Genomic DNA, 12,435 nt, shown 5'->3' with positions numbered 1-12,435 from the left:
CCACGATCGTGGTCGTCGGCCACGGCATGGTCGGCCAGCGCTTCCTGGAGGCGCTCGCCGAGCGCGGCGCGACCGGGCGGACCCGGGTGGTCGTGCTGTGCGAGGAGCCCCGCCCCGCCTACGACCGCGTCCACCTCACCTCGTACTTCGAGGGGAGGACACCCGACGAACTCAGCCTCGTGCCCGACGACTTCATGCGGCAGCACGGGATAGAGCTGTACGTGGACGATCCCGCCGAGTCGGTCGACCGGGCCGCGCGCACGGTCACCGCGCGCTCGGGGCGGACCTTCGCGTACGACACGCTCGTCCTGGCCACCGGCTCGTACCCGTTCGTGCCGCCGGTCCCCGGCAAGGACACCCCCGGCTGCTTCGTCTACCGGACGATCGAGGACCTGCTCGCCATCGAGGAGTACGCGAAGACCGCGACGACCGGCGCGGTGGTGGGCGGCGGGCTGCTCGGCCTGGAGGCGGCCGGCGCGCTGCGCGGGCTCGGACTGGCCACGCACATCGTGGAGTTCGCGCCCCGGCTGATGCCGGTGCAGGTCGACGAGGGCGGCGGCGCCGCACTCCTTCGCACCATCGAGAACATGGGCCTCACCGTGCACACGGGTGTCGGCACGCAGGAGATCACGGCCGGCAACGAGGGCCGCGTCAATGGAATGACACTTTCTGACAGCTCTCATCTGTCGACCGACCTGGTGGTCTTCTCCGCCGGTGTCCGCCCCCGCGACCAGCTGGCCCGCGACTGCGGCCTCGCGGTGGGCGAGCGCGGCGGCATCGTCGTCGACGAGCGGTGCCGCACCAGCGACCCCTCGGTGTTCGCGATCGGCGAGTGCGCGCTCGCCTCGGACGGCCGCGTGTACGGCCTGGTCGCGCCCGGATACGACATGGCCCAGACGGCCGCCGACGCGATCGCCGCCACCTCCGGACGCACCTTCACCGGTGCCGACTTGTCGACGAAGCTGAAGCTGCTCGGCGTCGACGTGGCGTCGTTCGGCGACGCCCACGGCACGGCCGACGGCTGCCTCGACGTCGTCTACTCGGACTCGCGTTCCGGGATCTACAAGAAGCTGGTCGTGTCGTCCGAGGGCGTGCTGCTCGGCGGCGTCCTGGTCGGCGACGCCGACGCGTACGGCATGCTGCGGCCGCTCACCGGGCACGTGCCGCCGGTCTCCCCCGAGCAGTTGGTCCTGCCGGCCGGGCTCGGCGCGCCGGCCGCGCTCGGCCCGGAGGCGCTGCCGGACGACGCGGTCATCTGCTCCTGCCACAACGTGACCAAGGGCGCGATCGCCGCGTGCTCCTCGCTGCCCGAGGTCAAGAGGTGCACCAAGGCCGGTACGGGCTGCGGCAGTTGCGTCAAGACCATCGGCATGCTGCTCCCGAAGTCCGGCGACGGCGGCCTGTGCGGCTGCTTCGCACAGACCCGCCAGGAGCTGTACGAGATCGCGCTGGCGCTGCGCATCGGCTCGTTCACCGAGCTCCTCGACGGGCACGGGCGCGCACGGGCGCGCGGCGGTGAGGGCTGCGAGATCTGCAAGCCGGCGATCGCCTCGATCCTGGCCGGGCTCGGAAACGGACACATCCTGGACGGCGAGCAGGCCGCACTTCAGGACACCAACGATCATTTCCTGGCCAACTTGCAGCGCAACGGCTCGTATTCGATCGTGCCACGCATCCCGGGCGGCGAGATCACCCCGGACAAGCTCATCGTGATCGGCGAGGTGGCACGGGACTTCGGCCTCTACACGAAGATCACCGGCGGTCAGCGCATCGACCTGTTCGGCGCGCGCGTCGACCAACTCCCTTCCATCTGGACCCGGTTGGTGGATGCGGGCTTCGAGTCGGGGCACGCGTACGGGAAGTCGCTGCGCACGGTCAAGTCGTGTGTGGGGCAGACCTGGTGCCGTTACGGCGTGCAGGACTCGGTGCGGATGGCGATCGACCTGGAGCTGCGCTACCGGGGCCTGCGCTCGCCGCACAAGCTGAAGTCGGCGGTGTCCGGCTGCGCGCGCGAGTGCGCCGAGGCCCAGTCGAAGGACTTCGGCGTGATCGCCACGGCCAACGGCTGGAACCTGTACGTCGGCGGCAACGGCGGCGCCAGCCCCCGCCACGCCGATCTGCTGGCGCAGGATCTCAACGATGACGAACTTGTCCGTCTGATCGACAGATTCCTGATGTTCTACATCCGCACCGCCGACCGCCTGGAGCGCACCTCGGTCTGGCTGGAGCGGATCGAGGGCGGCCTGAGCCACGTCAAGGACGTGGTGGTGAACGACTCGCTCGGCATCTGCGCCGAGCTGGAAGCCCTGATGGCCGCGCACGTGGCCGGCTACCGCGACGAGTGGGCCGAGACCCTCGACGACCCCGAGCGGCTCGCCCGCTTCGTGTCCTTCGTGAACGCGCCCGGCGCACCCGACCCGTCGGTCAGGTTCGTCCCCGAGCGCGACCAGATCAAGCCCGAACTGCCCCTCCTCACCCTGGGAGCGACCCGATGACGATGGTCCAACTCAAGCTGGACGAAGGCTGGTTCGAGGTCTGCGAGGCCGCCCGCCTGACCCCCGGGCGCGGGGTGGCGGCGCTGCTCCCCGACGGCCGCCAGGCCGCCGTCTTCAGCGACCGCCGCGGCCGTACGTACGCGATCGACAACCGCGACCCGTTCACCGGCGCCTACGTCCTCTCCCGCGGACTGCTCGGCTCCACTCCGGAGGGCCGCCCCTATGTCGCGTCCCCGCTCCTGAAACACCGCTTCGACCTGGAGACCGGGACCTGCCTGGACGACGAGGCGCAGACCGTCCGGACTTACTTGACCGATCGTTCCAATTAGTTCTACTGTCGCCATGTGGCCAGGACCAAGGAATTCAACCCCGACGCCGCGCTCCAGTCAGCCCTTGAGCTGTTCTGGCGGCGCGGCTACGAGGCGACGTCGATGGCGGACCTCGTCGAGCACCTCGGCATCGGCCGCGCCAGCATCTACGCGACGTTCGGCAACAAGCACGAGCTGTACCTCAAGGCCCTTGACCGGTACGCCGAGCACCGCGACCCCGAACTGCTCGCCGAGCTGTCCGGGCCCGGCCCCGCACTGCCCGCCGTACGCGGTGTGGTGCGGCGCTTCGCCGCCGAGTCGACAACCCGCACATCCCGCCTGACCGGCTGTTTCGTCACCAACACCGCCGCGGAACTCGCCCCGCACGACGACGCCGCGGCCCGCCGGGTCGAGCTCAGCTGGGAGCACATCGAGACCCTGCTGCGCTCCGCGCTCGTACGGGCCCAGGCACAGGGCGAACTGGCCGCGGACCGCGATCCGCGCGGGCTCGCCCGGATGCTGCTCGTCTTCCTCCAGGGAGTACGGATCGTCGGCAAGGCGTCCGGCGAGCCGGGCCGGGTGCGGGATGCGGCCGAACAGATCCTGACGGTGCTCGACTGACCGGTGCGCGATCGCCCCCGCCCCCGACCTGACTCACCCATACTTCAATAACAGAACGATTGGTCAAGAATATGTCTGCTCGTTTCGCGCACAAGACCGTTCTCGTCACCGGCGCCGGTTCCGGGCTCGGCCGGGCCGTCGCGCTCGCCTTCGCCGCCGAGGGGGCCCGGGTCGCCGTCGCCGGGCGTACGGCCGCGACCCTCGACGAGACGGTCGCCCTGATCGCACAGGCGGGCGGCACGGCGGCCGCGTTCACCGCCGACGTGTCCGAATCCGCGGCCGTGCGCGGCTTGGTGGCCGACGTGGTCGAACGGTTCGGCTCCCTCGACGTGGCGGTCAACAACGCCGGAGTCTTCCGCGGCGGCGCCCCCGTCGTCGAGCTGTCGGAGAGTGACTGGCAGACGCTGATATCTGTCAACGTCACCGGCGTTCTCTACGCGCTCCAGGCCGAGATCGCCCACATGCGCACCCAGGAGTCGGGCGGCGCCATCGTCAACATCGCCTCCAACCTGGGCGCCCACAGCCGCCGCCCCGGCGTGACCGCGTACGCCACGTCCAAGGCCGCCGTCAGCGCGCTGACCAGGGGCGCCGCCCTCGACCACATTCAGGACGGGGTGCGGATCAACGCGGTGAGCCCGGGTCCCATCGACACCACCATGTCGCTGCGGCCGGGCGAGAGCGAGGCCGAGCGGGCGACCCGGATGAAGGAGGTCCAGCCGCTCGGCCGGGTCTCGACGACGGCCGAGGCCGCGGCGGCCGTGCTGTACCTGGCCTCCGACGACGCCGCCTCGGTCGTCGGCGCGGACCTCGTCATCGACGGCGGCGCCTCCGCCTGACCCGTACGCCACCACGTCCCCACCCCGCTCACCAGGCATACCCACCGGTACGGTGAGCGCATGGCTCAGGGCTGGAGTGTTCAGGACATCCCCGATCAGAGCGGCCGCACGGCCGTCGTCACCGGGGCGAACAGTGGCATCGGTCTCGTCACGGCGCGGGAGCTGGCCCGCCGTGGCGCACGGGTGGTGCTCGCCTGCCGCAGCGAGCCGCGCGGCCGGGAGGCCGAGGAGCTCATCAGGACCGAAGTCCCGGGTGCGGAGGCCGAGTTCAGGCGGCTCGACCTGGCCGACCTCGCCTCGGTGCGGGAGTTCGCCGCGACGTTCCCGTACGGACAGCTCGATCTGCTCGTCAACAACGCGGGCGTGATGGCGCTCCCCTACGGGAGGACGGCCGACGGGTTCGAGACGCAGTTCGGCGTCAACCACCTGGGGCACTTCGCGCTCACCGGACTGCTGCTGCCCCGGCTGCGGGCGGCCGCGGCGGCGCGGGTGGTGAGCGTGTCCAGTGGGATGCACGCGCTGGCCAATATCGACCTCGGTGATCTCAACAGCGAGCACCACTACCGGCGTTGGATCGCCTACGGGCGCTCCAAGTCGGCGAACCTGCTCTTCATCCATGAGCTCGCGCGACGCCTGCGGGCGGCGGGCTCGGACATCGTCGCGGCGGCCGCGCACCCCGGCTACGCCGCGACCGGCCTCCAGACGCGGGGCGTACGCATGGAGGGCCGCACGGTCGCCGAGCGAATCGTCGAGCTGGGCAACCGCGTCATGGCCCAGCCCGCCGAGGCCGGCGCGCTGCCCACGCTGTACGCGGCGACCGCGCCCGGGGTGCGGCCCGACTCGTTCACGGGCCCGTCCCTGATGATGTGGCGCGGCGCGCCCGCCAAGTCCTGGCGGGCCAAGTGGACACTGGACGACGTCGCCGGTGAACGTCTCTGGGCGGCTTCCGAGCAGCTCACCGGCGTGACGTACGAAACGCTGTGACGCCCCTTCGGCGGGGCCGGCTCAGGCGTTGATCGCGGCCGGGTCCATGTACATGACCTCCCAGTGGTGCCCGTCCGGGTCCAGGAAGGAGCGGCCGTACATGGGCCCCTGCTCCATGGTCTCCTGGGCGGGCGAGCCGCCGGAGGCCAGCGCGGTGTCGACGAGGCGGTCGACCTCCTCGCGGCTGTCGGCGCTCAGGCAGACGATCGACTCGACGGTCGTCGCGGTGTCGGCGATCTGCCGCTTCGTGAAGCCCTTGAAGAACGGCTCGGTGAGCAGCATCGCGTAGATCGTGTCGCTGATGACCAGACAGCCCGCGTTCTCGTCGGTGAACTGGGGGTTGAACGAGTAGCCCAGCTTGCCGAAGAAGTCCTTCGAGCGGTCCAGGTCCTTCACCGGCAGATTGACGAAGATCATGGTGGGCATGTCGTGCTCCCTCGTGGGTGGTGGCGTTGCTTACGAGGGGTAGACGGCGGCCCGCGCGAAAACTCATCGCCGTGCCGCGTTTGTTTTTCGGGCGGCGACAGAGCGCCCTCTCCTCTGTGGCGCCCGCCGTCTCGAAGCGCCCCAGGAGGTGTCCTATGGGTCATGGCCGGGGCCGCGCGTCAAGACCGCGTATGGATGCGGCCGCCCTCCGACAAGGGGGCGCCAAGGGCGCGTGGCAAAGGGCGGGGCTGGTCGCACGCTGGGCCAATGCTCACCACGTCGAAGGCCGTCGTCAGCGACGCGGCCCCCGAAGAACCTCCCGGAGCGGTCGACCGGCACCGGCTCACCGCCACGCAGGGGCTGGCCGCTCTCTCCCTGGACGCGATGGCCTCCGTGGCGTACGGCCCGGAGGCGATCGTCCTGGTCCTCGCCGGGGCCGGTGCGTACGGGCTCGGCTTCACGCTTCCCGTGACGCTCGCCATCGCCGGGCTGCTCGCGGTGCTCGTCGCCTCCTACCGACAGGTCATCGCGGCCTTCCCGAACGGCGGCGGCTCCTACGCGGTGGCCCGCCGCCACCTGGGCGCCCGCACCGGCCTGGTGGCCGCCGCCTCGCTGATCCTCGACTACGTCCTGAACGTGGCCGTGTCCGTCACAGCGGGCGTGGCCGCGCTGACCTCGGCCTTCCCCGGTCTCTACGGTGACCGGCTCGTCATCTGCCTCGGCGTGCTCGTCCTGGTCACCGCCATCAACCTGCGCGGCATCGTCGACTCGGCGAAGGCGTTCATCGTCCCGACCGCGGTGTTCATCACCTCCATCCTCGCGATCGTCGTCGTCGGCCTCTTCCGCTCGGCGCCCGCGTCCACGTACACCGCCGACGGGCACGCCTCCGTCCTGGCGGGCAACGCGACCAGCGTCGGCGCCCTGCTGCTGCTCAAGGCCTTCGCGTCCGGGTGTTCCGCGCTGACCGGTGTCGAGGCCGTCGCTAACGCCGTGCCGTCCTTCCGTGCCCCGGCCGCCAAGCGCGCCCAGCGCACCGAGGTGGCGCTCGGCGCGCTGCTCGGGGTCATGCTGATCGGCCTCTCGGTGCTGATCGGCCGCTTCCACCTCCAGCCGGTCGAGGGCGTCACCGTCCTCGCCCAGCTCGCGGACGCGTCCCTCGGCCACAACTGGGCCTTCTACGTCGTGCAGTTCGCCACCGTCATCCTTCTGGCGCTCGCCGCGAACACCTCCTTCGGAGGGCTGCCCGTCCTCATGTCGCTGCTGGCCCGCGACAACTACCTGCCGCACGTCTTCGGCCTCAAGGCCGACCGGCAGGTGCACCGGCACGGCGTGCTCGCCCTTGCCGCCGTGTCCGCGGCGCTCCTGGTCTTCTCGGGCGGCGACACCAACACGCTGGTCCCGCTCTTCGCGATCGGTGTCTTCGTCGGCTTCACCATCTGCCAGACCGGCATGGTGATCCACTGGCGCCTGGAGCGTTCCCCCGGCTGGCGGTGGAAGGCCCTCCTCAACGGCTTCGGCGCAGTCCTGACCGGCATCTCGGCGGTCGTGGTGACCGCCACCAAGTTCACCGAGGGCGCCTGGCTGATCGTCATCGCGCTGCCGCTCCTGGTGCTCGTCTTCGAGGCCATTCACCGGGCGTACGGACGCATCGCGGACCGCCTGGGCCTCGGCCGGGTGCCCGAACCGCCGCGCCGCGACCGGTCGTTGGTGATCGTGCCGGTTTCCCACTTGTCCCGGCTGACCTGCGAGGCCCTGAACGCCGCCGTGTCCCTGGGCGACGAGGTGCGGGCCGTGACGGTGAGCCACCCCGACGAGGAGGACCGGCGCGACATGGAGGCGCTGCGCCGCGACTGGGAGCTGTGGAACCCGGGCGTGGAGCTGGTCGAGCTGACCTCGCAGCACCGCAGCCTGGGCCGTCCGGTCGCCGACTACGTGAGCCGCGTCCACACCTACCACCCGCACACCCGGGTCACGGTGCTGATACCGGAGGTGGAGCCCGCGCACATCTGGCAGCGGATGCTGCAGAACCAGCGCGGCGCCGTCCTCGCCCACGCCGTCCGCAAGGACACCGACGCGGTGATCTGCCGGCTGCGCTTCCGGCTCGGCCCGACCGCGGCCCGCGTCGAGGCCTGACCGGGCGGGCACATCCGTCCGGGCCGACACATCGCCGCAATATCGCTGTCGTAATCCCCCTGCATGGTTGATCGTTGAGGCGTACAGCGGAATGACGAACAGGGGGCGTACGCCATGACGATCAGCCGCCGGACACTGCTCGGTACCGGGGCCGCACTCGGTCTGCTCACCGCGTGCGGCTCCAATACCGGCCGGGACAAAGGGAGTTCACCGGGCGGGAAGGTCACGCTCGACCACTGGTACCACCAGTACGGCGAGGCCGGCACCGAGGCCGCCGTGCGCCGTTACGCGGCCGCGTACGACAAGGCGAAGGTCGCCGTGCAGTGGCGGCCCGGCAATTACGACCAGCAGACCGCCGCCGCGCTGCTCACGGCGTCGGGCCCGGACGTCTTCGAGGTCAACGGGCCGACCCTGGACCAGATCCGGGGCGGCCAGGTCGCCGATCTCACCGCGCTGCTCGACGGGGTGAAGGACGACTTCAATCCGGCGGTGCTCGCGCCCAAGACGTACGACGGGAAGGTCTGGGGCATCCCGCAGGTCGTCGACACGCAGTTCCTCTACTACCGCAAGAGCCTCCTCAAGGACGCGGGCGTCCAGCCGCCGGCCACCCTGGACGAACTCGTGGACGCGGCCAAGGCGTTGACGCGCAACAGGGTCAAGGGGCTCTTCCTCGGCAACGACGGCGGAGCGGGTGTTCTCGGCGGTACGCCGCTGTACGCGACCGGGCTGAGCCTGGTCACCGCCGACGGCAGGGCGGGCTTCGACGACCCGGCCGCCGCCCGCACGCTCGGCAAGCTGCATCAGCTGTACGCCGACAAGTCGCTGCTGCTCGGGGCGCCCTCCGACTGGTCGGACCCCTCCGCGTTCCTCCAGGGCCTGACCGCGATGCAGTGGTCGGGGCTGTGGGCGCTGCCCGCCGTGCAGAAGGCGCTGGGCGACGACTTCGGGGTGCTGCCCTTCCCCAAGGACGGCCCGAACGGGAAGCCCTCGGTGCCGGTCGGGGCGTACGCGGCCGCGGTGTCCACCCGCTCGAAGCACCAGGCCGAGGCGAAGGCGTACGTGAAGTGGCTGTGGGTGGAACGCACCGATTTCCAGGAGGACTTCGCGCTGTCCTACGGCTTCCACATCCCGGCCCGGCTCTCGCTCGCGAAGAAGGCGGCCAAGCTGCGGCAGGGCGCGGCGGCCGACGCGGTGACGTACGCGACGGAGCACGGCTACGCCCAGCCCCTGCTGTGGACGCCGACGCTGCAGACGGCGTATCAGGACGCGCTGAACCGGATCATCAAGGACGGGGCGAGTCCTGACAGCGAGTTGAAGGCTGTCGTCCGGAAGACCCATGACGAACTTCAGCGGGTGAAGAAGAGCTGACAGTCATGCGACGGCGTTTTTCGGACAACACCCTCTGGTTCTGGATCTTCGTCGGCCCGTTCGCGGCGGGGCTCGCGCTCTTCACGTACGTCCCGCTGCTGTGGAGCGTCTATCTGAGCTTCTTCGACGCCCACAACACGGTCTCGCCGACCGACTTCGTGGGGTTCGACAACTACACGGCGATGCTGCGCGACGGCGCGTTCACGTCCAGCCTGGGGACGTTCGCGGTGTTCTCGCTGTTCATCGTCCCGGCGACGTACGCGCTCGCGCTCGGCCTCGCGCTGATGGTGAACCGGATCCGCCGCTTCCAGGCGTTCTTCCGCTCGGTGTTCTTCCTGCCGGCGGCCTGCTCGTACGTGGTCGCCGCGCTGATCTGGAAGATGTCGATCTTCAACGGGGTGCGGTTCGGGCTCGCCAACACCGTGCTCGGCTGGTTCGGCGCCGACCAGACGGCCTGGCTCTCGACGACGCATCCGCCCTGGTACTGGCTGGTCATCGTGACGGTGCGGCTCTGGCTCCAGGCCGGGTTCTACATGATCCTCTTCCTGGCCGGGCTCCAGCGGATCAGCCCGCGGCTGTACGAGGCGGCCGCGGTCGACGGCGCCCGGCCCGGCTGGCAGGTGTTCCGGCACATCACCTTCCCCCAGCTGCGCACCACGTCGATCGCGGTGGTGCTGCTCCTGGTGATCAACGCGTTCCAGGCGTTCGACGAGTTCTACAACCTGCTGTCCGACGCCCGCGGATACCCGCCCTACGCCCGCCCGCCGCTGGTCTACCTCTACTACACCGCCCTCGGCCAGGGGCAGAACCTGGGGGCGGGCAGCGCGGGCGCGGTGATCCTCGCGCTGATCATCGCGGTGGTGACGGTGTTCCAGGCCCGCTGGTTCGGCCTGGGCAGGAAGGAGGCCGACTGATGACCGCGCCCCGCCGACCCGGCGCCCGAAGGAACAACCGCCCCGACGAGGCGCTCGTACGGGTCGGCCGCGCCCTGCGCTGGGCGGTCCTGGCCGCGCTCGCGCTGCTCTTCCTGGTCCCCTTCTACCTCCTGGTCCGCAACGGCCTGGCCGCCGAGCAGGACATCACCTCGCCCGACTGGACGTTCTTCCCGTCCACCCTGCACTGGTCGAACGTGCGCGAACTCTTCGACGACCCTGCGGTCCCGATGGCCCGCTCGCTGCTCAACTCGGCGCTGATCGCCGTCGCGACGACGCTGGGCACCCTGCTGTTCGCCTCGCTCGCGGGGTACGGCCTCGCGCGCATCCCGTACCGGTTCGCCAACCAGGTCTTCTACGCGGTGCTCGGCACGCTGATGGTTCCCGCGGCGGTCACGTTCGTACCAAGTTTCGTTCTTGTTTCGTCCCTCGGCTGGGTGTCGAGCTTGCGCGGCCTGATCATCCCGACCTTGTTCTCCGGGTTCGCGTGCTTCGTCTTTCGCCAGTTCTTCACGGGATTTCCACGTGAGTTGGAGGATGCGGCCCGCGTCGACGGACTTGGATATTGGTGTACGTACTGGAGGATCGTCGTGCCCAATGCGCGCCCGGTCTTCGCGGCCGTCGGCACCATTGTGTTCATCGGCGCCTGGAATTCCTTTCTGTGGCCGCTGGTCATCGGCCAGGACCGGGACGCCTGGACGGTGCAGGTGGCGCTCTCCACCTTCACCACCGCCCAGGTGGTCAACCTGCACGAGCTGTTCGTCGCGGCGGCCGTCTCGATCGTCCCGCTGGTCCTGGTCTTCCTGCTGCTCCAGCGCTACATCGTGGCCGGCGTGGAGCGCTCGGGGATCGACGACTGACGCGGCCTCGGCACGCGCGGGGTCCCGCCGCAGAGCAGCGCGGAGCCGAGCGGGGTCAGCGTATGCAATACGGAGTTGCCGTGCCGCAGCGTGACCAGGAGCCCGGCGTCGCGCAGGACGCCCGCGTGCTGGCTGGCGGAGGCGAGCGAGACGCCTGCCCTGCGGGCCAGTTCGCTGGTGGTGCAGCCGTTGCCGATGGCCTGGAGCACGCTGGAGCGGGTGTGGCCGACGAGCCGGCCGAGCGAGGTGCCGCGCTCGGGGCCCGGCGGGGATTCGTACGGCGCCTGAGTGTGCGTCACGGGGTAGACGAGCACGGGCGGCAGCTTCGGGTCCTGGAGGGCGACCGGGGTGCGGCGGCAGAAGAAGGAGGGCTGGAGCAGCAACCCCCGCCCGCCCAGATGGAGTTCGCGGTCGACCGGGTAGTCGGCCTCCAGGACGGGTGCGCGCCAGCGCAGCATCGGCGGCAGCGAGGCGAGGAGCTCGTCGGCGCCGCCGTCCAGGAGCGCCCGGCCGCGGGCCGCCCGGTCGGCGTCGACCCGGGTCTGTATGTGCGACCAGTACGGGGAGACGGCCGCCTGGTGGTAGGCGGCCAACGCGTCCGCGAGGCGGCCGAGTTGGGTGGTGCAGCCGTCCGCGAGCGACGCCGCCCAGCCGGTCGTCGGGCGGCCCGCGGGGAGCCGGGAGAGTTCGGCGTGCAGCCGCTCGGGCCGCGTCTCGCGAATTCGCTCCAGTCCGGTCTCCAGGGAATGCGGGCCCTTGGGCGGCGTGAGAAAGTCGGGGAAATATCCCCGACACGGAACGACTGCGGAGAGCAATCGCGTCTCTCCGCTCAACCGGCCGCGAGTTTCCTGTCGCCATTCACCGAATACGGAGGCACCCCGCCGGTCCCTTAAGCGGTGAAAGCTGAGAATCGTTTCCCACAGCGTGTCAGGACCCGGCGCCATACGGAGCCGAGCCAGATCCTCGCCGGTGAAATGAATGCGCAGCACCGAAACCCCACCTGTCCACTGTGTTGCAACCTGTTGCCTTGTGTTGCATCCGCAATTGATCCCCCGACCGACTCGACTGAGTATGCCTCCCGTCACTGCCCGTGACCACGGGCCTTTCAGCCACAGTTGAAAGGCCTCGCGCAAGGGGCCCCGGGGACGAAAAGCTGTACCTCGTCGGGCACGACACCGGGCCAACCGGAAAGATTCTGCGAAGACCGTGGGGGGCTTCACAGGTTCTGGCGGCGGTGGGCGTAGGTGGCGGCTCCGTGCTCGGCGCGGTTGACAGAGTGCGGTTCACGGGTGGGGATCCGTGAACCGCACTCTGCATTTCCGGCCACCACCCCGTTAAATGTCCGCCATTCAACAGGAATTAAGCGCCCGCACACCTGGGACGTGTACCGCGAACGCGCCCGGCGAACGCTTACCGGGGCGGGCGGGAAGAGCCAACGCAAAAGGGGCAGCACCCCCGCACAGGGTTGCTGC

Annotated in this window: 11 protein-coding genes; 9 read left to right on the top strand and 2 right to left on the bottom strand. The window is 70.3% G+C overall.

The genetic code is table 11. The annotated features are described in order from the left end of the window. The first annotated feature begins 26 nt into the window (after window positions 1-26). The 5 genes from nirB (at window position 27) to OHA17_RS27170 (ending at window position 5,244) form a co-directional block, all read left to right on the top strand. A complete protein-coding gene (nirB, locus tag OHA17_RS27190; RefSeq protein ID WP_406510823.1) occupies window positions 27-2,495 on the top strand; it encodes a nitrite reductase large subunit NirB in 2,469 nt (822 codons plus the stop codon). Beyond that, entirely contained in the window at window positions 2,492-2,824 is a 333-nt protein-coding gene (nirD, locus tag OHA17_RS27185; protein WP_406508747.1) for a nitrite reductase small subunit NirD, read from the top strand. The genes nirB and nirD overlap by 4 nt, the downstream gene beginning before the upstream one ends. Before the next feature lie 15 nt (window positions 2,825-2,839). Further along, a complete protein-coding gene (locus OHA17_RS27180; protein WP_406508746.1) occupies window positions 2,840-3,424 on the top strand; it encodes a TetR/AcrR family transcriptional regulator in 585 nt (194 codons plus the stop codon). Between the two features lie 71 nt (window positions 3,425-3,495). Next, complete coding sequence (locus OHA17_RS27175; protein WP_406508745.1) at window positions 3,496-4,260, top strand: SDR family NAD(P)-dependent oxidoreductase; 765 nt, start codon at window positions 3,496-3,498, stop codon at window positions 4,258-4,260. Between the two features lie 60 nt (window positions 4,261-4,320). Next, window positions 4,321-5,244 (top strand): oxidoreductase, encoded by a 924-nt coding sequence (locus OHA17_RS27170; RefSeq protein ID WP_406508744.1) that lies wholly within the window; start codon window positions 4,321-4,323, stop codon window positions 5,242-5,244. Between the two features lie 21 nt (window positions 5,245-5,265). Here the strand turns inward: OHA17_RS27170 and OHA17_RS27165 are convergent, their stop codons facing one another. Then, window positions 5,266-5,670, bottom strand: a complete 405-nt coding sequence (locus OHA17_RS27165) for a VOC family protein (RefSeq protein WP_053727554.1) — start codon at window positions 5,668-5,670, stop codon at window positions 5,266-5,268. 267 nt (window positions 5,671-5,937) lie between these two features. Here OHA17_RS27165 and OHA17_RS27160 point away from each other — a divergent pair, with 267 nt between their 5' ends. The 4 genes from OHA17_RS27160 to OHA17_RS27145 all read left to right on the top strand — a co-directional run bounded on the left by OHA17_RS27160 (window position 5,938) and on the right by OHA17_RS27145 (window position 10,963). Continuing rightward, entirely contained in the window at window positions 5,938-7,803 is a 1,866-nt protein-coding gene (locus tag OHA17_RS27160) for an APC family permease (protein ID WP_406508743.1), read from the top strand. Window positions 7,804-7,917: 114 nt separating this feature from the next. Further along, window positions 7,918-9,171 carry an ABC transporter substrate-binding protein gene (locus OHA17_RS27155; RefSeq protein WP_406508742.1) on the top strand — a complete coding sequence of 418 codons (1,254 nt, stop codon included), beginning with the start codon at window positions 7,918-7,920 and terminating at the stop codon, window positions 9,169-9,171. A 5-nt stretch (window positions 9,172-9,176) separates the two neighbouring features. Continuing rightward, complete coding sequence (locus tag OHA17_RS27150) at window positions 9,177-10,085, top strand: carbohydrate ABC transporter permease (RefSeq protein WP_053727552.1); 909 nt, start codon at window positions 9,177-9,179, stop codon at window positions 10,083-10,085. Continuing rightward, entirely contained in the window at window positions 10,085-10,963 is an 879-nt protein-coding gene (locus tag OHA17_RS27145; protein ID WP_406508741.1) for a carbohydrate ABC transporter permease, read from the top strand. Before OHA17_RS27150 ends, OHA17_RS27145 begins: the two co-directional genes overlap by 1 nt. On the opposite strand, the gene OHA17_RS27140 is transcribed toward OHA17_RS27145, so the two are convergent. Next, complete coding sequence (locus tag OHA17_RS27140; protein ID WP_078966555.1) at window positions 10,921-11,952, bottom strand: helix-turn-helix transcriptional regulator; 1,032 nt, start codon at window positions 11,950-11,952, stop codon at window positions 10,921-10,923. The genes OHA17_RS27145 and OHA17_RS27140 overlap by 43 nt on opposite strands. Between the last annotated feature and the right edge of the window lie 483 nt (window positions 11,953-12,435).

This window comes from Streptomyces sp. NBC_00212 (assembly GCF_045206365.1).
Taxonomy (GTDB): domain Bacteria; phylum Actinomycetota; class Actinomycetes; order Streptomycetales; family Streptomycetaceae; genus Streptomyces.
This window is presented reverse-complemented; position numbering and strand designations above follow the sequence as displayed.

Coding starts and splice junctions, on each gene's coding strand:
- nirB (WP_406510823.1), top strand. CDS start 27: ATGGTCGGCCAGCGCTTCCTGGAGGCGCTCGCCGAGCGCGGCGCGACC.
- nirD (WP_406508747.1), top strand. CDS start 2,492: ATGACGATGGTCCAACTCAAGCTGGACGAAGGCTGGTTCGAGGTCTGC.
- OHA17_RS27175 (WP_406508745.1), top strand. CDS start 3,496: ATGTCTGCTCGTTTCGCGCACAAGACCGTTCTCGTCACCGGCGCCGGT.
- OHA17_RS27170 (WP_406508744.1), top strand. CDS start 4,321: ATGGCTCAGGGCTGGAGTGTTCAGGACATCCCCGATCAGAGCGGCCGC.
- OHA17_RS27165 (WP_053727554.1), bottom strand. CDS start 5,670: ATGCCCACCATGATCTTCGTCAATCTGCCGGTGAAGGACCTGGACCGC.
- OHA17_RS27160 (WP_406508743.1), top strand. CDS start 5,938: ATGCTCACCACGTCGAAGGCCGTCGTCAGCGACGCGGCCCCCGAAGAA.
- OHA17_RS27155 (WP_406508742.1), top strand. CDS start 7,918: ATGACGATCAGCCGCCGGACACTGCTCGGTACCGGGGCCGCACTCGGT.
- OHA17_RS27150 (WP_053727552.1), top strand. CDS start 9,177: ATGCGACGGCGTTTTTCGGACAACACCCTCTGGTTCTGGATCTTCGTC.
- OHA17_RS27145 (WP_406508741.1), top strand. CDS start 10,085: ATGACCGCGCCCCGCCGACCCGGCGCCCGAAGGAACAACCGCCCCGAC.